22 protein-coding genes are annotated in these 20821 nt (G+C 38.6%); 17 read left to right on the forward strand and 5 right to left on the reverse strand.

Annotated features, from left to right (window positions below; translation table 11 throughout):
- Together gcvPA and gcvPB are read left to right on the forward strand one after the other, a co-directional pair.
- Positions 1-1347, forward strand: coding sequence for an aminomethyl-transferring glycine dehydrogenase subunit GcvPA (gene gcvPA / locus AC59HZ_RS02215; protein ID WP_496544263.1), 1347 nt, complete (start codon positions 1-3; stop codon positions 1345-1347).
- Positions 1340-2800 carry an aminomethyl-transferring glycine dehydrogenase subunit GcvPB gene (gene gcvPB, locus AC59HZ_RS02220; RefSeq protein ID WP_496544264.1) on the forward strand — a complete coding sequence of 487 codons (1461 nt, stop codon included), beginning with the start codon at positions 1340-1342 and terminating at the stop codon, positions 2798-2800. The genes gcvPA and gcvPB overlap by 8 nt, the downstream gene beginning before the upstream one ends.
- A gap of 223 nt (positions 2801-3023) precedes the next feature.
- On the opposite strand, the gene AC59HZ_RS02225 is transcribed toward gcvPB, so the two are convergent.
- Positions 3024-3407 (reverse strand): rhodanese-like domain-containing protein, encoded by a 384-nt coding sequence (locus tag AC59HZ_RS02225; protein ID WP_496544265.1) that lies wholly within the window; start codon positions 3405-3407, stop codon positions 3024-3026.
- A 194-nt stretch (positions 3408-3601) separates the two neighbouring features.
- On the opposite strand from AC59HZ_RS02225, the gene AC59HZ_RS02230 reads away from it, so the two are divergent.
- On the forward strand, positions 3602-4438 hold the full coding sequence (locus AC59HZ_RS02230) for a lipoate--protein ligase family protein (RefSeq protein WP_496544266.1): 837 nt from the start codon (positions 3602-3604) through the stop codon (positions 4436-4438).
- 71 nt (positions 4439-4509) lie between these two features.
- Here AC59HZ_RS02230 and AC59HZ_RS02235 read toward each other — a convergent pair whose 3' ends face one another.
- On the reverse strand, positions 4510-4989 hold the full coding sequence (locus AC59HZ_RS02235) for an SRPBCC family protein (RefSeq protein ID WP_496544267.1): 480 nt from the start codon (positions 4987-4989) through the stop codon (positions 4510-4512).
- A 378-nt stretch (positions 4990-5367) separates the two neighbouring features.
- Here AC59HZ_RS02235 and AC59HZ_RS02240 point away from each other — a divergent pair, with 378 nt between their 5' ends.
- Positions 5368-7926, forward strand: a complete 2559-nt coding sequence (locus AC59HZ_RS02240) for a vitamin B12-dependent ribonucleotide reductase (protein ID WP_496544268.1) — start codon at positions 5368-5370, stop codon at positions 7924-7926.
- 160 nt (positions 7927-8086) lie between these two features.
- Positions 8087-8539 (forward strand): C40 family peptidase, encoded by a 453-nt coding sequence (locus tag AC59HZ_RS02245; RefSeq protein ID WP_496544269.1) that lies wholly within the window; start codon positions 8087-8089, stop codon positions 8537-8539.
- A gap of 39 nt (positions 8540-8578) precedes the next feature.
- Here AC59HZ_RS02245 and AC59HZ_RS02250 read toward each other — a convergent pair whose 3' ends face one another.
- A complete protein-coding gene (locus tag AC59HZ_RS02250) occupies positions 8579-8872 on the reverse strand; it encodes an RNA polymerase alpha subunit C-terminal domain-containing protein (protein WP_496544270.1) in 294 nt (97 codons plus the stop codon).
- 127 nt (positions 8873-8999) lie between these two features.
- On the opposite strand from AC59HZ_RS02250, the gene AC59HZ_RS02255 reads away from it, so the two are divergent.
- The gene (locus AC59HZ_RS02255; RefSeq protein WP_496544271.1) at positions 9000-9872 is read left to right on the forward strand and encodes a patatin-like phospholipase family protein; all 873 of its coding nucleotides are present in this window, start codon (positions 9000-9002) and stop codon (positions 9870-9872) included.
- Between the two features lie 12 nt (positions 9873-9884).
- Here AC59HZ_RS02255 and AC59HZ_RS02260 read toward each other — a convergent pair whose 3' ends face one another.
- Positions 9885-10277 (reverse strand): SA1362 family protein, encoded by a 393-nt coding sequence (locus AC59HZ_RS02260; RefSeq protein ID WP_496544272.1) that lies wholly within the window; start codon positions 10275-10277, stop codon positions 9885-9887.
- 56 nt (positions 10278-10333) lie between these two features.
- Positions 10334-11278 carry a DUF1385 domain-containing protein gene (locus tag AC59HZ_RS02265; RefSeq protein WP_496544273.1) on the reverse strand — a complete coding sequence of 315 codons (945 nt, stop codon included), beginning with the start codon at positions 11276-11278 and terminating at the stop codon, positions 10334-10336.
- Between the two features lie 424 nt (positions 11279-11702).
- On the opposite strand from AC59HZ_RS02265, the gene AC59HZ_RS02270 reads away from it, so the two are divergent.
- From AC59HZ_RS02270 to AC59HZ_RS02320, 11 genes are all read left to right on the forward strand, one after another.
- Positions 11703-12200, forward strand: a complete 498-nt coding sequence (locus AC59HZ_RS02270) for a YqhR family membrane protein (protein ID WP_496544274.1) — start codon at positions 11703-11705, stop codon at positions 12198-12200.
- Positions 12201-12278: 78 nt separating this feature from the next.
- On the forward strand, positions 12279-13340 hold the full coding sequence (locus AC59HZ_RS02275) for a M24 family metallopeptidase (RefSeq protein ID WP_496544275.1): 1062 nt from the start codon (positions 12279-12281) through the stop codon (positions 13338-13340).
- A 21-nt stretch (positions 13341-13361) separates the two neighbouring features.
- Positions 13362-13919, forward strand: coding sequence for an elongation factor P (gene efp / locus AC59HZ_RS02280; RefSeq protein ID WP_496544276.1), 558 nt, complete (start codon positions 13362-13364; stop codon positions 13917-13919).
- Between the two features lie 416 nt (positions 13920-14335).
- Positions 14336-14779, forward strand: a complete 444-nt coding sequence (locus tag AC59HZ_RS02285) for a PCYCGC motif-containing (lipo)protein (protein WP_496544277.1) — start codon at positions 14336-14338, stop codon at positions 14777-14779.
- Positions 14780-14790: 11 nt separating this feature from the next.
- Positions 14791-15186 (forward strand): c-type cytochrome, encoded by a 396-nt coding sequence (locus AC59HZ_RS02290; protein ID WP_496544278.1) that lies wholly within the window; start codon positions 14791-14793, stop codon positions 15184-15186.
- A 223-nt stretch (positions 15187-15409) separates the two neighbouring features.
- Positions 15410-16462 carry a hypothetical protein gene (locus AC59HZ_RS02295; protein ID WP_496544279.1) on the forward strand — a complete coding sequence of 351 codons (1053 nt, stop codon included), beginning with the start codon at positions 15410-15412 and terminating at the stop codon, positions 16460-16462.
- 13 nt (positions 16463-16475) lie between these two features.
- Positions 16476-16928 (forward strand): cytochrome c maturation protein CcmE, encoded by a 453-nt coding sequence (locus tag AC59HZ_RS02300; protein ID WP_496544280.1) that lies wholly within the window; start codon positions 16476-16478, stop codon positions 16926-16928.
- 25 nt (positions 16929-16953) lie between these two features.
- Positions 16954-18936: a heme lyase CcmF/NrfE family subunit gene (locus AC59HZ_RS02305; protein ID WP_496544281.1), complete on the forward strand. Its 1983-nt coding sequence runs from the start codon at positions 16954-16956 to the stop codon at positions 18934-18936.
- A gap of 1 nt (position 18937) precedes the next feature.
- Positions 18938-19441, forward strand: a complete 504-nt coding sequence (locus tag AC59HZ_RS02310; RefSeq protein ID WP_496544282.1) for a cytochrome c-type biogenesis protein — start codon at positions 18938-18940, stop codon at positions 19439-19441.
- 12 nt (positions 19442-19453) lie between these two features.
- A complete protein-coding gene (locus AC59HZ_RS02315) occupies positions 19454-19828 on the forward strand; it encodes a hypothetical protein (protein ID WP_496544283.1) in 375 nt (124 codons plus the stop codon).
- Entirely contained in the window at positions 19825-20820 is a 996-nt protein-coding gene (locus AC59HZ_RS02320) for a hypothetical protein (protein ID WP_496544284.1), read from the forward strand. Before AC59HZ_RS02315 ends, AC59HZ_RS02320 begins: the two co-directional genes overlap by 4 nt.
- The last annotated feature ends 1 nt before the right edge of the window (position 20821 follow it).

A 20821-nucleotide genomic window follows, 5' to 3' on the forward strand; every position in this document is an offset into this window, starting at 1 on the left:
ATGAAACATCGTTATTTACCAATGACTGAACAAGATAAGAAGGCTATGCTTGAAACGATTGGTGTTTCCTCTATTGATGAGCTATTTAGTGATATCCCTGAAAAAGTGAGATTTCAAGGTGAATATAATATTAAAGAAGCAAAATCAGAAACAGCATTAATGAAAGAACTTTTTAACATGGCAAGCCGTAATGCAGACCTAAAAAGAAATGTTTCTTTCTTAGGTGCCGGCGTTTATGACCATTACATGCCAGTAATTGTAGACCATGTCATTTCTAGGTCAGAATTCTATACAGCCTATACACCATATCAGCCAGAGATTTCACAGGGTGAACTTCAAGCCATTTTTGAATTCCAAACGATGATTTGTGAATTAACTGGAATGGATGTTGCTAACTCTTCGATGTATGATGGTGGAACTGCTCTTGCAGAAGCAGCGATGCTAAGTGCGGGTCATACAAAGCGCAAGACGATTGTTGTATCAAGTGCGGTACATCCAGAGTCCCGCGAAGTATTAAAGACTTACGCAAAGGGTCAATATCTTGACGTTGTAGAAGTTCCTTTAAAAGACGGTGTCACGGATGTTGAGGCTTTAAAAGGATTAGTGAATTCCGATGTTGCTGCTGTTATCGTTCAATATCCGAACTTTTTCGGAAGAATCGAGCCTTTGAAAGAACTGGAAGAAATCATTCATGAACATAAAGCGTTGTTTGTTGTTTCAAGCAATCCATTATCACTTGGGGTATTAACACCTCCTGGGAAATTCGGTGCGGATATCGTGATTGGTGATGCACAGCCGTTCGGAATTCCAACTGCCTTTGGTGGACCACACTGCGGATTTTTTGCTGTAACCACTAAATTAATGCGTAAAGTACCTGGACGTCTTGTTGGACAGACAACCGATGACCAAGGCCGCCGCGGTTTTGTATTAACCCTTCAGGCACGTGAACAGCATATCCGTCGTGATAAAGCGACTTCCAACATTTGTTCGAACCAAGCGCTAAATGCACTTGCTGCGTCAGTTGCCATGACGGCTCTTGGTAAAAAAGGCGTTGGAGAAATGGCTGCAGCCAATTTACAGAAGGCACATTATGCGAAAAATGCCTTTAAAGAAGCAGGGCTTGAAGTTATTTATGATGGCCATTCATTTAACGAATTTGTGGTCAAATTAAATAATCCTGTTAAAGAAGTTAATCAACAGCTCTTACAAAAAGGAATCATTGGCGGTTATGATTTAGGCCGTGATTATCCTGGGTTATCTAACCATATGCTTATTGCGGTTACGGAGCAAAGAACGAAGGAAGAAATTGATACACTAGTGAAAGAATTGGGGGATTTGCATGCATAATCAAGATCAAGCGCTCATTTTTGAACTAAGCACACCTGGCCGAATTGGATACAGCCTGCCGGAAATGGATGTTCCGGAAGCAGATCTAAATGGTCTTCTCCCAGAAGGATATTTACGTGTTGATGAACCGGAGCTTCCTGAAGTATCTGAGCTTGATATCATGCGCCATTATACTGCCTTATCAAGAAGAAATCACGGGGTAGATTCCGGCTTTTATCCGCTTGGTTCATGTACTATGAAATACAATCCAAAAATCAATGAAAATGTTGCCCGCTTTAATGGTTTTGCCCATGTGCATCCATTGCAGGACGAAAGCTCTGTCCAAGGTGCTCTAGAGCTTTTATATGACTTGCAGGAGCATTTAATTGAAATTACTGGAATGGACGAAGTAACGCTTCAGCCGGCTGCAGGTGCCCATGGTGAATGGACAGGATTAATGATGATCCGTGCTTACCATGAAGCAAATGGCGATGTGAAGCGAACCAAAGTAATCGTTCCTGACTCAGCGCACGGTACGAATCCAGCGTCTGCAACAGTTGCAGGCCTTGAAACCATTACAGTAAAATCGAATGATAATGGTCTTGTTGACCTTGAGGATTTAAGAAGAGTAGTTGGTGAAGATACGGCTGCTTTAATGTTGACCAACCCAAATACACTAGGTTTATTTGAAGAAAATATCCTTGAAATGGCTGAGATTGTGCATGAAGCTGGTGGTAAGCTTTATTATGACGGTGCCAACTTAAATGCCGTTTTATCTAAGGCTAGACCTGGAGATATGGGCTTTGACGTCGTTCACTTAAATCTTCATAAGACCTTTACCGGCCCTCATGGAGGCGGCGGCCCAGGTTCTGGTCCTGTTGGGGTTAAGTCCGACTTAATTCCGTTCCTGCCAAAACCTGTAATTGCAAAACGCGGTGATGAGTATGTTTTAGATTATGACCGTCCACAGTCAATTGGACGTGTAAAGCCATATTATGGAAACTTCGGCATCAACGTTCGTGCTTATACTTATATACGTTCCATGGGCCCAGACGGCTTAAAGGCGGTAACAGAATTTGCTGTTCTGAATGCGAACTATATGATGAGAAGACTTGCTGAATATTATGATCTTCCGTTTGATAGACATTGTAAACATGAATTTGTCTTAAGCGGCCGTCGTCAGAAAAAATTAGGCGTGCGTACCCTTGATATCGCGAAACGCCTGCTTGATTTCGGCTACCATCCGCCAACCATTTACTTCCCGTTAAATGTGGAAGAGTGTATTATGATTGAGCCAACAGAAACCGAATCAAAGGAAACCTTGGATTCATTCATTGATATCATGATCCAAATTGCCAAAGAGGCAGAAGAAAATCCTGAGGTTGTTCAAGAGGCACCACATACGACTGTGGTCGGCCGTATGGACGAAACTACTGCAGCGCGTAAACCAATATTGAAATATCAAAAGGCATAATAAGCTTAGGGATGATTCGTTTGAGAATCATCCTTTTTTGTTGGAAAAAAATGTTTGAATGTCCAAAGTCCACTAATAAATGTCCAAAGCGGTCTTGAATTTGTCCAAACACCACTTAAAAATGTCCAATGAGGTTTGAAAAATATCCAATACCCATAAAAAATTGTCCAATCCACCAACTTACATAAAAAAGGCTCCGGAAACTTCTTCCGGAACCTCAAACTTATTTCTTCGCTTTTACTTTACCAGACCACTTTTTAAATCCGCCTTGGAGCTGAGATAAATCTTTATAGCCTTTCCGGTGTAAAAATTGGGCTGCACGGGCGCTGCGCATGCCGCTTTGGCAATAAAGATAAACAGGCATGTCAGAGCGAATTTCTTTCATGCGCATTCTCATTTGTGACATGGGAATATTACGTGCACCTAGAATATGACCGCCTTCGAACTCGTTCGGTTCACGAACATCTATTAGCTGTGCCTTCCGATACCCTGCACGAAAATCTTCTTCAGTTATCGTTTTGACAATCCTTTTTTGGTAGAAATACGTGAAAGCGGTGTAAATAATAACTGCTGCGATAACGATTAATAAGAAATAAAGTGAATTCAATTCCTTTTTGCTCCTTTCAAGCTTTGCTGCACTAGTATTTATTATATAAGCCAAACTCGGAAAGATAAAGATGAATGGAAAAAAATCTTTAAAGAGTACCTAAAAATATTATAGCAGAATCATCTCATTTTGAATTCCTATCAGATTTTGGTAGACTTAACATCGAAATAATCTTACAAAAATGAGGTTTTTGAATGGAAAAAGAAGTTTGGCGTTTTATTGATACGGGAAATAGTTCACCATCCTTTAATATGGCATTAGATGAGGCACTTCTTGACTGGCACAGCGAAGGGAAAATTCCGCCGGTCATTCGCTTCTATGGCTGGAACCCTCCAACGTTATCTGTTGGTTATTTTCAAAAAGTAGATAAAGAAATCGATATGGAAGCAGTGAAAGCACATCAGCTAGGCTTTGTCAGAAGACCAACCGGCGGACGCGGCGTCCTTCATGATCATGAGCTTACATATAGTGTAATCGTATCAGAAGACCATCCAGAGATGCCAAAAACAGTCACAGAGGCTTACCGAGTGATTTCAGAAGGCATTTTAAAAGGGTTTCATCATTTAGGGTTAGAAGCCTATTTTGCTGTTCCTAAAACAGCAGAAGAACGGGATGCTTTGAAAAATCCCCGCTCTGCAGTCTGCTTTGACGCCCCGAGCTGGTACGAGCTTGTGGTTGAAGGCCGGAAGGTTGCTGGCAGTGCGCAAACTAGACAAAAGGGAGTCATTCTCCAGCACGGCTCGATATTATTAGATTTAGATGAAGATAAGCTGTTTAGCTTGTTCAAGTATCCGAATGACCGTGTAAAGGAACGGATGAAGAAGGCCTTCAAAGATAAGGCCGTCGCGATTAATGCAATTAGTCCAAGAAGAATTACGCTAGAAGAGGCCAAGGAGGCGTTTTATAGGGGCTTTGCCGAAGGACTGAATATTGAGCTTGAACCATATCAGTTGACAGAAGAAGAGCTTGCATATGTTGAAAAAATTGCAAAAGAACGTTATGAGAATGATGAGTGGAATTTTAAACGATAAAAAAATACCTATTGAGATTGCCACAAAAATAAAGGCGAACCCAGTTTTAATTTGGTTCGCCTTTACATTTATTAATGAGTAATTTTCTCAATTGCCTTTGAATATTTTTCATACCATTTCTGCCACTCATCTTTTCGAGATTCAATTGTCCGTCCATCGAGCAAGGCATTGATGACATCCAAGCATACATGCCATCCGGCAAGGTCCCGAGGTGTATGGTCAGTAATCTTAGTTAATTTTTCGATTAAGACTAACTTACAGCCCTCATTCTCAGGATAAAGTTCAAACCGAACCAGATCCTCTGCCCAAGTATATTCCAATATGGATTGAATTTTTAGCTCTGTAATCTTCATATCAATAAAAGTGCCATCGCCGATATTAAATTTAATGACTCCGCCCTCACGAAGCTCATCTACTCGAAGCTCTGGGAACCATTTTGGAAGTTTGTCATTGTCGGTTAAATATGACCATACATCTTCTACCGAATGGTTTAAATGACGTTTAAAATGTGCTATATAGCCGTTTCCGTCCTTTTTTATTTCAGCAAGCATATTTGTTCCTCCCAAAAATCTATTACTTTATAATATCATTTTGGACCATGCTAATAAATTTGTATGCCTGTATTCGGAAAAAAATAATTCTCAAACCGCAAAATATGTTAAAAAATGCTGTTTTTTGCCGAAAAACCTAAGAAATCTTTATTTTGCTTAAAAATCTAGTGTATTTTAAGTTTGACAAAATTATTGTTTTTTGTCTAATCTACAATATGTAGTAGTGTCGAAAATATTTTCGGTACCATATATTGAGTTTTAGTTGATTTGTTCTGCAATTCTATGTTAACTTATGTTTATTAAGACAACTAGATATAGCATAGCTTACTAGAATCTAACACAATATACAGAATTTTATAAATTGAAGGAGTTGTTTTCATGTCTATAGTTTTTAGACAAAAAATGAATATCGATTTTGAGAGGTTGAATGAGGACATCCGCTTGTTTCCCCAGGTGCACCCAGTAACCCCAGATATGAAAATAACCCACAAGGGCGTTTCGCGATTGGTCATGCTAGACCGCTACACCTTTAAAGATACTGCAAAAATTACCCTGACGAATGGTGACTTTGTTGTTTTGACGATTAAAGAGGATCCGAAATTTCCAGCTAGAGGGCTTGGTACAATAAAGGAAATTGATTGGGAAAAGAAAAAGGCAAAGGTTTTGGTGGAAGAGGAATTCAGAGGCGTTCTAGATGATCAACAGGAATCTGAAACAGGAATGATCTGGCGTTCTCTCGATGTAATCGAGAAGCCGCTGGAGCTTTTTTATGAGCAGATTGCTAAAAGGAATGCTACGGGTCTTGCTTCTGTTGAAGAAACGGAAGAGAAGCGAATTGAGTGGACAGAGAAGTTTTATCAAGAGCTTGTGAACATGAACTTTATTCCAGCCGGACGTGTTCTTTACGGGGCAGGATCAGGAACTGAGGTAACATTCTTTAATTGTTACGTAATGCCTTTTGTAGCAGACTCCCGTGAAGGTATTTCTGACCACCGGAAACAGGTCATGGAGATCATGAGTCGAGGCGGCGGTGTTGGAACAAATGGTTCGACATTAAGACCACGAAACACCCTTGCAAGAGGTGTAAATGGAAAATCATCTGGTTCGGTTTCGTGGCTGGATGATATTGCGAAGTTGACTCATTTAGTCGAACAAGGAGGCAGCCGCAGAGGTGCGCAGATGATCATGCTGGCGGATTGGCATCCGGACATCATTGAATTCATTATTTCAAAAATGCAAAACCCTAGAATTCTACGATTCTTAATTGAAAATACAAACGATGAAACGATAAAAAAGCATGCTAAAGATAAGCTAAAGTTCACACCATTGACTCTGCAGGAAACAGCGATGTACCAAGGAATTGTCAATTATAAAAACATCCCTGGACTCGGCGGTTTCAGTGATTCCATAATTGCTGAGGCAGAGGAAAAACTTGCAACCGGCGGTAATTTTACAGTTCATAATTCTGAATTCTTAACGGGTGCAAACATCTCAGTGTGTTTAACAAAAGAATTTATGGAAGCTGTTGAAAACGATGGTGAATATGAACTCCGTTTCCCATATGTTGAACACTATAATGAAGAGGAAATGAAATTCTACAACGAAGAATGGCATAAAGTCGGAGATGTTCGTGAGTGGGAAAAGCTCGGTTATAAAGTGCGAGTTTATAAAAAGATCAAAGCAAAAGAGCTATGGAATCTAATTAATATTTGCGCGACCTACTCAGCGGAACCGGGTATTTTCTTCATCGATAATGCTAATGACATGACAAATGCGAAAGCATATGGACAACAAGTTGTTGCAACAAATCCATGTGGTGAACAACCCCTTGCACCATTTTCTGTATGTAACTTGGCAGCTGTAAATCTTGCTGAAATGGCTGATAAGGAAACAAAAACAGTTGACTTTGAAAAATTAAAGAGTAGCGTAGCTGTTGGTGTCCGCATGCAGGACAACGTCATCAATGCTACTCCATATTTCTTGGAAGAAAACAAAAAGCAAGCTCTAGGTGAACGTCGTGTTGGTCTTGGAGTTATGGGTTTACATGATCTACTTATCTACTGTGAAACAGAGTATGGTTCACCAGAAGGTAACAAACTAGTTGATGAGGTTTTTGAAACAATAGCAACTACTGCATATAGAACATCAGTTGAATTAGCGAAAGAAAAAGGAAGCTTCCCATTCTTAAACGGTGAAACATATGAAGAAACAAATCGTTTACGACACGCCTTCATTGAAACTGGATATATGAAAAAAATGCCTGAAGACATCCGCGAATCTATTTTAGAAAGCGGAATTAGAAATTCTCATTTGCTAACGGTTGCTCCTACAGGATCAACTGGAACAATGGTTGGGGTTTCAACTGGATTAGAGCCTTATTTCTCATTCTCATACTACCGAAGCGGACGTCTAGGTAAATTTATAGAAGTAAATGCGGATATTGTTCAAGAATATCTCGAGAAGCATCCTGAAGCAGATCCAAACAATCTGCCAAAATGGTTTGTTACAGCAATGGAGCTTGCTCCTGAAGCCCATGCTGATGTTCAATGTGTCATCCAGCGCTGGATTGACAGTTCTATCAGTAAAACAGTTAACGCGCCAAAAGGCTACAGTGTGGAACAAGTGGAAAAGGTATATGAGCGTCTATACCGCGGCGGTGCAAAAGGCGGTACTGTCTATGTAGACGGTTCACGTGATTCTCAGGTACTTACACTGAAAGCAGAAGAGAACACTAATGAGCAGTTATCCATGTTTGATGAAAAACCAAAGCAGCATGTCGTTCTAGTTGATACAATCAGCGATCTTCGTTCAACGGACGTGACTATCGGTTCTGAAGTCGGGAACACATGCCCAGTCTGCCGAAAAGGAAAGGTAAAAGAAATCGGCGGCTGTAATACTTGTACAAATTGTAATGCCCAATTAAAGTGTGGATTATAGAATTTTTCAAAGCGGATGGATATGATTTTTCCATTCGCTTTTTTTGCACAAAATTATTCCAAAATAATTTTTGTAACACGATTGTAATCTAGCTGTGACCTCGCTGTTACTCTTTCCTTGTATAGTATGAGTATCAAGTCACTCCAAGGGGGACTAACAAATGTTGAAGAAACTTATCGCAGCTTTAGTAATTACAGCTACAATAACAACTTCTTTGTTTGCCACTGCGGGTGATAAAGCAGAAGCGGCATATTATCATACAAAAGCAATTTCGGTAGCAAAAGCCAATCTCGGCGTTCCATATCGATATGGCGGCATTACACCAAGAGGCTTCGACTGTTCAGGTCTAGTTAAATATTCGTTCGGACAAGCAGGTAAAGTATTGCCAAGAACAGCGGCTGACATGTATTACACAAAAGGATACCGCGTTAGTTCATTACAAGTTGGGGACCTAATGTTCTTTGCACCAACAAAAGTAAGCAGACCAGATCACGTTGCGATTTATATCGGAGCAGGGAAAATGATTATGGCATCATCCTCTAAAGGTGTAATCGTTACCTATACAAGCAACAGCTATTGGAAGCCAAGGTACATTGGATCAAAACGAATCTAATTAAACAAAGAAGAACATCGTCCATGGCGATGTTCTTTTTTATGACCTAAATGACATTCCATTTTCCTTTAAAGCAGACCTAAGTTTAGGAATAGATGATGGCCCCATTCCATGAAATTGCAAAATTTCTTTTTCACTATATTTTGATAATGTCTGTAACGAAGTTATCCCATTGTTTTCCAATGCCCTCCTTGCTGGAGCTGAGAGCAATGAAAGAAATCCACTGTCAGGTTTACGTTCTTGCTCACAAGTCGGGCAGGTAGGACAATCGCTGCTTTTATAATATTTGTGTCCTTGGCTGCAAGTCCGTAAATTCTTTTCCGAGGATGCCATTTAAAAACCCCTTTCTTTAAAAACTATTCTACACCCTTCACAAAAAATTTTCTCTTTGTCCTCCGTACTATTTTGCTAACAAGCCGATTAAAAATGTAACAATGACTTCATCTTGGGAGTGGCTGCCATGAAAATAGACGGCGTTTTTTCTGGGGGAGGAATGAAAGGCTTTGCACTTGTGGGAGCCTGCGAAGAAATTGAAAGCAGAGGAATACAGTTTGTCAGGGTGGCAGGAACCAGTGCAGGTTCAATTGTGGCAGCACTAATTGCTGCCGGCTACACAAGCAAAGAAATTTATCAAATGATAGATGAGATGGATATATCAAAAATGCTCGATGCCCGCAAAACATTCATTCCAATACCATTTATAAAATGGCTATCTGTATATTGGAATCTCGGTCTTTATAAAGGGAAAAAGTTTGAAAACTGGATGAAAAATAAGCTGGAAGCTAAAGGAATACGTACCTTTTCCGATTTACCTCCCCAATCTTTAAGAGTAATCGCTTCAGACTTATCAAATGGTCAAATGGTCGTTTTGCCAGATGATTTAGTAAAATACGGAATTGACCCTGGTTCCTTTTCAGTCGCAAAAGCAATTAGAATGAGCTGCAGCATTCCATATTTTTTTGAACCTGTTAAAATGCGTTCAAACATTTTAGTAGATGGCGGTGTCCTGAGTAATTTCCCGATGTGGCTTTTTGATAAGGAAAATATTCAAAAAGTAAGGCCTGTCCTGGGAATCAAGCTAAGTCCAAATGAATACGAACATAAAAATCACAAAATAAACAATGGCATTCAATTAATGGGAGCCTTGTTCGAGACCATGAAGGATGCCCATGATACAAGGTACATTTCCAAAAAACATGCAAAAAATATTATCTTTATTCCTACTGACGGTTTTTTCTCATTGGAGTTCCATTTAACAGATGAGAAGAAACAAAAACTATTTGAGTTAGGAAAAGAGCAGGCTAATCAGTTTTTAAAAACATGGTGTTATTAAAAAATCGAGCATCTAAAAAGATGCTCGATTTTTCTTTTTATTCTTTTTCCCATCAATGACGGTGAGGTGAGCAGGAGATTTCTTTTTCGACTTGCTACTTTTCTTTAATGAGGTTAAAGTTCCATGGGCAGAGCCTTTAACAGAGGCATCTCCACCCTTCTGCTGCAATCGTTTCTTCGATTGTTTTGCTGCTTTAAGAAATGCCCGCTGCTCTCTTTTCTGGGGGCTCGAATTTGAAAATTTCCGCACAACGAAATATATGATTAAACCGATCAATGCGATGACAGCTATTCTCTGAATGAAACCGGCAGGATTAGCTGTAAAAGAGCCATAAATACCTAATAAAGCAAGAATGATAAGACCGCCAACAATAAACACGGATGTCCGATTTTTCAAGAAAGCCACCTCCCTAAGAGCATCATAAGCATTTTTTTTACCTTTTAAACCCGTTAAAGCAAAGATTAAACAATTTCTTCCTTTTCAAGAGAGATCTCAGATTCCTTTTCTCTTCTTAACAATTCATTAAAGGAAAGGATTGCTACTTCCACCTGATCATTATTTGGTTCTTTCGTCGTTAAAAGCTGTAACCAAAGTCCCGGAAGACCTAGGTATTTCAGTACTGGAATATCTCTGAGTTTGTTTGTAATTTGCAAGACTTCAAAAGCAATTCCTAACACGACTGGTATTAAAAGAAGTCGGTCGACAATGCGTAACCAAAGCGGCGATGTTGGTACAAGTAAATAGACAAAAACGCCGACAATGACTGTAAATAGGATGAAACTGCTGCCACATCGATAATGAAGGCGTGAGTGTGCCTGAACATTTTCAATTGTCAATTCGACCCCAGCTTCGAAGGTATTTATTACTTTATGCTCAGCCCCATGATATTGAAACACCCTTTTAATAAGAGGAGTAAGTGATACGAAATATATATAGGAAAGGAGCAGTAGAAGCTTAAACAACCCTTCCACTAATACTTGAGCAACATCTGATGGGAAGATGGGTTTAGTTAGTTCTGCTAAGAAAACCGGAATTAGGGTGAAAGCGAATTTACCAAATAAAAATGAAATGACTCCTATCACAGCAACTCCAAGATACATCGTTAATTTGGAGACTTCTTTTTCTTTTATTTTCGCATCTTCTTTTGGGTCTAAATCAAATCTTTCCGTGGAAAAGTTTAAGTGTTTGGAGCCATTCGCACTTGCCTCAATTATGGCAATAATCCCTCTAATAAACGGTATTTTTTTCAAAAATGAAAAATAAGGGTTGCTTTTTCGGGGCAAATGGAAAAATTCTACAGAATGATCTTTTCTGCGAACCGCGGTCACATAATGATGTTTTCCGCCAAACATGACTCCTTCTACAACGGCTTGACCGCCATAAACGGGTTTTTGAGTATGGGACATAAGTGAACACCAACCTATTACAAAAGTTGCACAATAGCAGAAATGATAAATCTGTATGTACTTAAATGTATTCTACTAGAAAAATGAAAAAACCTCTAGGAATGACATAATTTTTCCATCTAAATTCAGTAATTTTTTTTTTGCATGCAAGGGAATGAAACCCTAGGGACATAATAAGGTGGAATTTATTCAAGTGCATACATGTTTTGGAAAGGCTCTTTTCGTAAACATTGTTGCTTTTGGAACTTAATAAGGTACATTTACTAAGTTTCTGGGCAATTTTCGCAAATGTTCTTACGAAAAGATGCCCCGAAGCTTCAAGTTATTCGGGTTAATAAACTTATACGAAAAACAACAATTTATGCAAAAATAGTCCTTGTAAAAAAAGCTTTTGTTTGAAAGTTAAAATTGGAGGTTTATGGTAATGGCTAATATACTTAAGACAGATGATTATCCAAAACCAATGTCTTTTCCTGTAATGGTCTTTTGGACTGGTTTATTTGGTGGTGTATTTTGGGGGTATATTGGATATCTCGCGAATTATTTAAGTTTTACGGAAATTCATCCTAATGTAATCCTAGAGCCTTGGGCTTTTGGGGATTGGAAGACACAATGGCAGGGAACGGTAATTTCTATTTTATTACTAGGGATTATTTCAGTCGTGGCAGCATTTATATACTATTTCGTTTTAAGGAAACTGAAAGGATTTTGGTTTGGCATCATTTACGGGCTTATTTTGTACCTATTGGTATTCTTTGTCTTAAATCCACTTTTTCCTGGGATAAAACCATTTGTTGATTTAAGCAGAGATACCATTATTACGTCTATTTGTATTTATATCGTATATGGAATCTTTATTGGATATTCGATAAATTACGAGTACCAAAATAATATAGCACAAGAGAATGAGGCATCATCTTAATTTGTAATTAGTCGGATTCCGCTGGTTGTGATAAAATATTTGTGTCTTCGTTTGGATTTGAAAAGGAGAGTGGGAACGATGGAGAAATTAGAAAAATTACGATCAAGCTTTGGTGCATATGGTATTGATGGAATCTTAATTACAAGCTCGTATAATCGCCGGTACATATCAAATTTCACAGGTTCTGCAGGGGTTGTTTTAATCAGTGCAGATAAAGCTCTTTTTATCACTGATTTTCGCTATATTGAGCAGGCTTCGAAACAATGCGATGGTTTTGAAATTATTAAGTTTTCTGGTTCCATTCCTGAGGAAGTGGCCCAGCAAGCAAGAAATTTGGGCATTCAAAAGCTTGGAATTGAAGAGGATTATTTAACTTACTCTTCCTTTAAAGTATATGACAAAGAAGTTAAAGCTGAACTTGTTCCAGTTTCAGGGGTAGTGGAAAAATTACGCTTGATTAAGACAGGTGCAGAGATTAAGATATTAAAGGAAGCAGCGGATATTGCTGATGCTGCATTTAAACATATTTTAGATTTTATTCGTCCAGGGAAAACTGAACTGGAAGTATCGAATGAGTTAGAATTCTTTATGAGAAAAGCTGGAGCAACTTCATCTTCTTTTGATACCATTGTTGCGTCTGGACATCGCTCTGCACTTCCTCATGGTGTAGCAAGTGACAAAGTAATCGAAAAAGGTGACATGGTAACACTTGATTACGGTGCGTATTACAAGGGATATGTTTCCGATATCACAAGAACAGTTGCTGTTGGTGAGCCTGATGCAAAGCTGAAGGAAATTTATAATATCGTTCTTGAGTCCCAATTACGTGGTATGGATGGTATTAAACCTGGGATTACTGGAAAGCAAGCAGATGCTTTAACGAGAGACTACATTACCGAAAAAGGTTATGGAGAATATTTCGGGCATTCAACAGGTCATGGAATTGGTTTAGAGGTCCATGAAGGACCTGGTCTATCCAGCAAATCTGATCTCGTTTTAGAACCAGGAATGGTCGTTACTTGTGAACCTGGTATATACATTCCAGGACTTGGCGGGGTTCGGATTGAAGATGATACCTTAATTACAAAAGATCATAACGAAGCACTTACTCATTCAACGAAAGATCTAATTATTTTGTAACGAACATAGGAGGATTTATACATGATTTCTGTAAACGATTTTCGTACAGGATTAACTATTGAAGTAGATGGCGGCCTTTGGCGCGTCATTGATTTCCAACACGTGAAGCCGGGGAAGGGAGCGGCGTTTGTTCGTTCCAAGCTGCGTAACCTTCGCAATGGAGCTATTCAAGAAAAAACATTCCGTGCGGGTGAAAAGGTTGAAAAAGCACAAATCGATAACCGCAAAATGCAATATCTTTATGCAAGCGGTGACCAACATGTGTTTATGGATATGGATTCCTACGAACAAGTGGAACTCCCTGCTAATAATATTGAATATGAATTAAAGTTTTTAAAAGAAAACATGGAAATTCATATTATGATGTTTAATCATGAAACACTCGGCGTAGAATTGCCAAACACTGTTGAACTAGAGGTAACGGAAACAGAACCAGGAATTAAAGGTGACACTGCTTCCGGCGGTACGAAGCCTGCAACACTCGAAACTGGTTTAATTGTTCAAGTACCTTTCTTCGTTAACCAAGGCGACCGATTAATTATCAATACATCTGAAGCTTCATACGTATCAAGAGCATAATAAAAGAGAAATAAAGCCCTAGACCGCAAAAAACGGTTCTAAGGCTTTTTTATTTTTGGCTCTGTTAAACTTTGTTGTTGATTCGCGCTCCAGGCGCTTCGCTTTCCGCGGGCGTGCCGGGGAGCCTCCTCGGCGCTTTTGCGCCTGCGGGGTCTCCCCTGTCCCGTACTCCCGCAGGAGTCTTCGCGCCTTCCGCTCCATTCGACAGTTTTAAAAATTAACAATGCCCTTTAACAGAGACTTATTTTTAACAAATTCTCCAAAGTTTCTCCAAAGTTTCTGCACACTTTTTCTTTAGATTAAGAAAGTACTTTTAAAACTTCACGAAATAGTAAGAATTAATAACATTTCAGCCATTTTCTATTTGCTAAAATGAATTTGAAAAAATAAATGAAAGGGAAGGGGGTATACAGAACATGAAACGAATAACATCTCTTTTATTTCTAGCCATTGTAATGGCTATCATCGCGGCTGGCTGCAGTTCAAAAATAGAAGATTTAAAGCTTGATAAAAAACATAAGCCGCTCCCTGATTATGTGTTAAATTCTTCAGAGAAAATTCAAGAGACTTATATAATGGCAGCAAGCTATCCAGAGGTGGTAGCGCAAGTTCCGTGCTATTGCGGCTGTGTGAGCGATGGACATAAGAGCAATCTAGATTGCTTTGTTGGACAAATGGGTGGAGAAAATGCCGTGGAAGAATGGGATTCGCATGGTATAGCATGAGACACTTGTGTCAATATCGCCCGGGAGGCGGTAGAAATGCATCTTGACGGAAAAAGTCCAAGTAAAATATATGATTTAATCACAAGAAAATACGAAGATTTTGGGGAGCCAACTCCAACACCGGAACCAAAGTAAGGGAGTAACCCATGAAAAAAATACTAATCGGAAGTTACATTTTGATTATTATTGGAATTATTTTTTGTATCGAGAATAGCGATTTTTTTTATGCCAAGAACTCTAAGACAATTGCTACTCCAAAAACGATTTCTGGTAATCCGGAAAAAGGCAAGGAAAAATATAATCTGTATTGTTTAACTTGTCATGGAGAAACTGGTTCTGGGAAGCAAAGAATGGGAACTGCATTGTCTAATCCAATGTATTTGAAGTATACAACGGATAAACAAATTTGGATTGATATTGCCTACGGCCGTGAAGAAACACGCATGGGTCCCTCTTTAAAGGGTCTTGACGGTGCACGACAGCTTAAAGAAAAAGATATTTCCGATATCGTTTCCTATATTCGATCTTGGGAGAAAAAATGATGAAAGCGAAACCTTAAATCTACTTGGTAGATTTAAGGTTTTTTTCTTTTTTTTTCAAATGTGTCTAATTTGTGGTTGTTTTTTGACGAAAACGCAACGTTTTTTGTCCTTTAACAAAATGTTCAAGAGTGGTTCAACAAAGAGGATTCTCTAACGATTATATTTGTTTCAAAGAGGACTATAGTAAAAATACTCAGCTCTTCAAAGGTCAAGGAGGATTAATATGCTTAAAAAGAGGTTGTTGGCATTATTCGTAATTGGAGCATTTTTTACGAACTTTATCATTCCAAAGGCTAGTGCCGAAACAGTGTTTCAAGCGGAAAAATTTCCTTTTAAGGAAATGCAGATACAGGTAATGCCAGAATTTGATTACCCAGAGGATTGGGGATCCCGGGATATTCCTTCATTACTAGTAGGCCAATACGGCACGATCACAAACAAAAGCGGCCAAGACTATGATGGGAAAATTGAAATACCAGTTCCCACTATGGAAAAAGGTTTCGAAGCCTATTTAGTTGCAGAATTTCCAGAAGAAAATAAGCCAGAGGTCCAGCGGCCCTATGATGTTGATAAAGAAAATGGGCTCATCACCTGGAAACCAGCGAAACCGATAAAGAGTAACGAAACATATAAATTTGTGATCGAATTTTATACCAAAACTGTTGACGTAAAGGACAACCAAAGCTTTACATACGAACTTCAAAAAAATGCTGACATTGAGCTGCTGGACGTTATCTTTTATGCTCCCATGAATGCTAAAGATATCAAGCTCGAACCGAAGCCACAAAATAATTCAAAAAGTGAATATGGAGAAGAACTATATTACTACCAATACAAAAATGTAAAAGCATCTGATAGTTTAATATACTCCTTCACATATAAAAAAGATGGAACAGAATCAACGATGGAAGCGATAAACAAGCAGCAGCCCCCAAATGATGAAAACCATTCAGGTGTTAATGGAACAGCAACAGATCAAGTGAAAAAAGGTGGAAGTAATAATTCTAATCAGCCAATTATCGGAGTTGGTGGAGCATCAATCATTGGGATTGCAATTATAATTGCCGGTGCCTTTGTTTTCTTAGGACTAAAAGGGAACTCACAAAGACCAAAAATGATGACCAAACATAATAAACAACAACCGAAAAAACCAACAAATGGAAAAAGAAAGAGTAAAGCTGCAAATGAGGAAGAGAAAAAGGAACTTCGTAAAAAGCTTTTAACCGGAAAGATTGATCAGGAAATGTACGAAGAAGAAATGAAAAAATTAATTTAATGAGGTGAGAAGGATGAAAAAGAACACACTTGTATTGCTCGGAGGCTTTATTATTGCGGGAGCCATTGTTTTTCTCTTAATGGCAGCTACCCCAGGTTCAAGTGGGATCGAATTGACCATGAAAGAGCTTCTTGCAACCCAAGATCAACATAAAGACGATTTTGTTACGGTAGAAGGGCTATTAATTGAGGACTCTATCAAATGGAATCCTGACAAAATTGAATTGAATTTTGATGTAAAGGACAACGACGGGAATATCATGCACGTGACTCACAAAGGGCCAAAACCGGATAACTTCTCAGAGGGGGTCATCACCATTCTTCAAGGTGCTCCAACAAAGAAAGACACATTCGCCGCAGAAACGGTCAAAACGAGATGTCCTTCTAAATATGAAGGAAAAGATATGAAGAACTATGATCCAGAAACCCATATGGATAAGCTTAATCAACCACCGAAAGAAAAATAACAGGCAAACATAAGAAGGTGACGAAATGTATTTATTTGCAAATGCAACAATTTATATAGGATTAGCTGTTGCCATATACTCACTGCTTATTATTACTTTGGGAATTAGTACGAAAAATCAAAGACTGGTTAACAGTGGTAAAGGCGGAATGATTGCATTATTTGTCTGTGCTTTAATGGCGATGCTTTCCCTTTTCTACCTTTTAGCAACATCACAATTCCAATATGAATATGTAACTGATTATACGAGCAGTGAGCTTCCAATCATCTATAAACTGACTGCACTTTGGGCAGGTAATGCTGGTTCTCTGTTACTGTGGACATTCTTCCTTACCCTTTACTCCATTATGATCTCTTTTTCAAGGAAAATGAAGGCTAACCCTATGGTTCCATATATCTCAGCTATTCTTTTAGCAAATGCGGTTTTCTTCTTTTTCATCCTAGGATTTGTCGCAAAACCATTCGTCCTGTTAGATACAATTCCGATTGAAGGTAAAGGCTTAAACCCTATGCTTCAAAATCCAGGAATGATCATCCATCCAGTTACTCTCTACCTTGGTTATGTGGGTCTTTCTGTACCCTTTGCGTTTGCTATGTCTGCGTTAATCCTCAAAAATGTTGATGATTTCTGGATTAAAATGACTAGGCGCTGGACGATTATTGCTTGGTTATTTTTAAGTCTCGGAAATATTTTTGGCGGTCAATGGGCATATGTTGAGCTTGGCTGGGGCGGATATTGGGCATGGGATCCGGTTGAAAATGCTTCGTTTATGCCATGGCTCACAGCTACTGCATTTCTGCACTCCGTCATGATTCAAGAACGAAAAAACATGTTGAAAATATGGAATATTAGCTTAATCATTGTTTCATATGCTCTTACATTATTTGGAACCTTCCTCGTCCGAAGTGGTGTTCTGACATCTGTCCATGCTTTTGCCAATTCGAATTTAGGATTATATTTCTTACTATTTATGGGCGTTGCTGTAATTCTTGCATTATACGTTTTAATGAGCCGTTACAATATGTTGAAGCGCAGTGCCGGGGAATTCCAATCCTTTGTTTCAAAAGAAAGCAGTTTCTTAATAAATAACCTATTGCTAGTAGGTGCAGCCTTTGCTGTTTTCTGGGGGACGATTTTCCCGCTGGTATCAGAAGCGGTTCGCGGTACGAAAGTAACTGTCGGACTTCCATTTTTTAATAAAGTAGAAGCACCGATCCTATTATCGATGATGTTTGTTATGGCTGTTTGTCCAATGCTTGCTTGGCAAAGATCAACAATAAAAAATCTAAGGAAAAATTTCTTAATACCTTCAATCCTTGCCGTAGCCGGCATGGGATTAATGATTGTACTTGGAATTCAAAAAGCTTGGGCTGTTATTGGCTATGGAGTTATTATTCTACTTTTAATCACTCACTTCCTAGAGTTTTATCGAGGAGTTAAAGCAAGAAGAAAGATGACAAAAGAAGCCCCACTTACGGCGTTATACCGTTTAATGATCCGCAATCGCCGCAGATACGGGGGATATATCGTCCATCTTGGAATTGCCTTTATTACAATGGGGATTATCGGCTCACAAAACTATGATTTAGAAACAATGAAAACAGTGGCTCTAGGCCAATCGATTGAATTAAAGGATTACCGGATTAATTACGATCGCCTTGATCAGAAAAAAGAAGGCATAAACGATATCGTTTATGCAGACGTGACTGTATTTAGAAATGGAAAAAAACTTGGTACTTTCCAGCCGGAAAAAGTTTTTTATGGAAACTGGGAACAGCCATCATCAGAAGTAGCCATTATTTCATCGATTAAAGAAGACTTATATATTGTGTTGAGTGCTTGGGAAGATGATGGCAAGGCAACGTTCGTTGTTAAGGTTAATCCAATGATGAATTGGTTATGGTTTGGTTCCTTTATGATAGTAATTGGCGCTCTATTCGCCGTATGGAACGGAAAATATGGCAATGTCACTCCAAGGTACACTGGAATTCGCAAAGAGGTGTCTTAATATGAAAAATAAAATTTATCTTGGGCTCCTAATTATAGCGTTTATTTTTCAAGGATCATTCTTTCGTGTAGAAGCAAAAGAGTTCGACTATAAATCGGCTGAATTTAAAGCAGTGGCCTCTCAATTCGCCTGTACTTGCGGCTGCGGCCAAGATCATTATGAATGTGATCCAAATACCTGCAATCTAACTACTGAATTTAAAAAGGATTTAGTTGGCATGATGAAAAAAGGCTGGGATAAAGATAAGATCCGTGAGTACTATGTCAATATTTATGGAGAAGAAATCTTAACTGCTCCGGAGAAAAGCGGTTTTAGCTTAGCTGCTTGGGCAATCCCTTTTGCGGTATTAGGCTTTGCAGCGATTGCATTATATTTTATCATTCGTAAATGGGTGAAGCGAAAAGGAAAAGTGGAACTAATCACTGAATATCAGGACACTGAAGATGAAGTTGAAGGAGAAATCCTTTCTTCCATGATCGATGAAGAACGCAAAAAGTATCTTTAGGATGTGAACATAATGCACGATATCTCAATTATTTCGATGATCTTTACGGTCGTATTAGTGCTTACTTGCCTATTTTTAATATTATCACCGTATTTTAAGTGGGATACTTATTTAAACGTTGGTGGCAAAGGTCTAGATTTAGTTTCCACAAAGGAAGCACTACTAACTACCTTGAATGAATTAGAGTTTGAATACAAAATGGATAAAATCTCTCACTCCGATTATAAAAGTTTAAAGAAACAATATGAAGCAGAAGTAGCGGGAATCATGAAAGAAGAAGAACTGACAATCGCAGCACAAATTGATAAAGATATAATGGCTGAAGTGGAAAAAGAAATTGAGGCTCAAATGAAAAACTATCAAGAGAAAAAGGGGGAAGGAAAGTGATTAAAAAAATCACCATTCTCCTCCTTGGACTAATGCTGCTCATTCCAATAAACAGTTTAGCAGCATCTGAATCAAAGGTTTCAATTGATATGCATTACATAGTTGTCAGCTCAGCTGAAGATGGGTCAACGAATATGATGAATATGGTAAATTTCACGAATACATCATCAAAAGAATTTAAAGGTGAAGGTTCAGATGAAGCCGTTTTAAAGGTAACTCTGCCTAAAGGAGCAAAAGATCTAAATTTTTTAGATAATAAAATTGCCTTTAAACAGGTAGAAGAAGGCTTTGTTACGACAACTCCTGTCCCTGCTAATCAAACACAGGTGCTCCCATACAGCTATCGAATGGAAAAAGGCAAGGAGATTTCACTAACGGTAGATTATCAAGTTCAAATGATGCAAATTCTTGTTCCTGAAGGAATGGGAAGCATTGAAACGAAAGGCGTGCAAGCTACAAGTCAAGGACTATTTAAATTTGATGATCAAAACTATTTTGGCTATAGCATTGAAGGTCTAAATGCTGGTCAAACCTTTTCGCTAGTATATAAACAAGATGTACAGCCAGCAGCGGATGAGACAAAGCAAGCTCAAACAACGAATGACAGTTCAAAAAATAGCGCTGTAACCCATACTGCACCGGCATTTCATAATCCAGGCCATCTTAGAATGTGGGCACAATCGCCTTTACACCGCTTTAATCCGCATGTGTTCTTAATCATTTTAGGAGCCATTATTATCGCCGGAATCTCCTATTTTGCCTATTTTAAAAGAAAAGCAAGATTAGAAGAGGAAAAACTTGGTACGGATAAGGAAGAAAAAGCTTTCAAACTATTAATGGCTAAACAGAAAGCCATTATGGATAAAATTATTGAACTCGAAGAGACCTTTGGGGATGGAATGCTTTCAGAGAGTGAATATCATTCCAAGCTGGACGCGTACAAACAGCATTTAGTTCAAGTGAAAATAAATTTACGTCATTTCATAGAGTAGC

The organism is Neobacillus sp. DZ-9, assembly GCF_059587065.1.